General features: G+C 69.8%; 3 protein-coding genes and 1 pseudogene. All 4 read right to left on the bottom strand.

Annotated features, from left to right (window positions below):
- Positions 1 to 207 (bottom strand): annotated as a pseudogene (locus KZA10_RS15965) (DNA/RNA endonuclease G); the annotation flags it as partial.
- Positions 204 to 599: a hypothetical protein gene (locus KZA10_RS15960; RefSeq protein ID WP_218683376.1), complete on the bottom strand. Its 396-nt coding sequence runs from the start codon at positions 597 to 599 to the stop codon at positions 204 to 206. The pseudogene KZA10_RS15965 and the gene KZA10_RS15960, both read right to left, overlap by 4 nt.
- Entirely contained in the window at positions 599 to 787 is a 189-nt protein-coding gene (locus KZA10_RS15955; protein WP_017829702.1) for a DUF2273 domain-containing protein, read from the bottom strand. Before KZA10_RS15955 ends, KZA10_RS15960 begins: the two co-directional genes overlap by 1 nt.
- Positions 784 to 1,048 (bottom strand): Asp23/Gls24 family envelope stress response protein (locus KZA10_RS15950; RefSeq protein WP_218683375.1); only part of this gene is annotated, 265 nt, incomplete at its 5' end. The genes KZA10_RS15955 and KZA10_RS15950, both read right to left, overlap by 4 nt.

Below are 1,048 nucleotides of genomic sequence, written 5' to 3'. Positions count from 1 at the left end.
GGGCTGCGCGGTGGGAAGCCCGATGAGCCACCCTCCGGCTGCGGCCGGACCGAGCAGGAGCGCGGGCTGCGCGGCGAGGCTCAACACGATCTCGAGCCCGATGTATGCGAGGGCCAGGATGAGCAGGATCACCGCGACGAACATCGCGACGGTCCGCGGCGAGTGCGTCTCGCGCCGGATGACGCGGCGCAGAACCGGGGTGCTCATTGCACTCGTCTCCTTTCCGGGATGGTGGCACCGGTGACGGTGAGGTTGATGCGGATGACGTTGCGTCCGAGGATCGTGCTCAGGTGCTGCTGCAACTGCTCCTGCAGATCCCGCGCCCGCTCGAGAACAGGCACGGTCTGAGCGATCGCGGCCGTGTCATCCAGTCGGGGGACGGGAAGAGGCGCGGCGATGCGCACCGTGATCCCCCTGGGGTGCTCCGCGACATCGACCTTCACGTCGCTGCGAGGCACCCCGATCAACGTCGCGGACGCCTTCTCGGTGACCGTGCGATAGACACGATCCTTCACCTCGACGCGACCGCGGAGGGCGGCCCCGCCGGCGGCGACTCCCGAGAGAGCGTCGCCGCCGGCGATGTGCTGGTCGGCACGCATCAGGAGGTGCGCCGCCCGGTGAAGACGTCTGCGAGGCCGCGGACGTCGAGCTTGCCGGAGGCGATTCGGCCCACGAGCGCCCCGATGCCCGCGAACACGGCCATGAGGAGGAACCCCCAGAACCCGAACAGCAGGGCGGCGAGGGCCAGCAGAGCGCCGATCAGGGCGCCGACCGTTGTGGCGCTCATGAGACGCGCGACTCCTCGTCGTCGCTGTCGTCGCCGGGCACGTGCACGTCGTTGACCTCGACGTTGACCTCGACGACCTCGAGGCCGACCAGGCGGCTGATCGCACCGGCGACAGCAGCACGGACGTTGTTCGCGACGTCCTGGATGGGTGCCGGGTACTCGACGACGATGGTCAGGTCGGCTGCGGCCTGCGTGTCGCCGACCTCGACCTTGACGCCCTGAGCGAGGTCGGTGGCGTTGATGACGTCGCGGATGGCGCCG

The organism is Microbacterium sp. BF1 (assembly GCF_019279095.1).
Taxonomy (GTDB): domain Bacteria; phylum Actinomycetota; class Actinomycetes; order Actinomycetales; family Microbacteriaceae; genus Microbacterium; species Microbacterium maritypicum.
Note: the sequence above shows the minus strand (reverse complement) of the source record. Positions and strands in the feature narration are given on the sequence as shown.

Excerpts from the sequence above, each read along its gene's own strand:
- KZA10_RS15960 (WP_218683376.1), bottom strand. The coding sequence starts at position 599 with ATGCGTGCCGACCAGCACATCGCCGGCGGCGACGCTCTCTCGGGAGTC.
- KZA10_RS15955 (WP_017829702.1), bottom strand. The coding sequence starts at position 787 with ATGAGCGCCACAACGGTCGGCGCCCTGATCGGCGCTCTGCTGGCCCTC.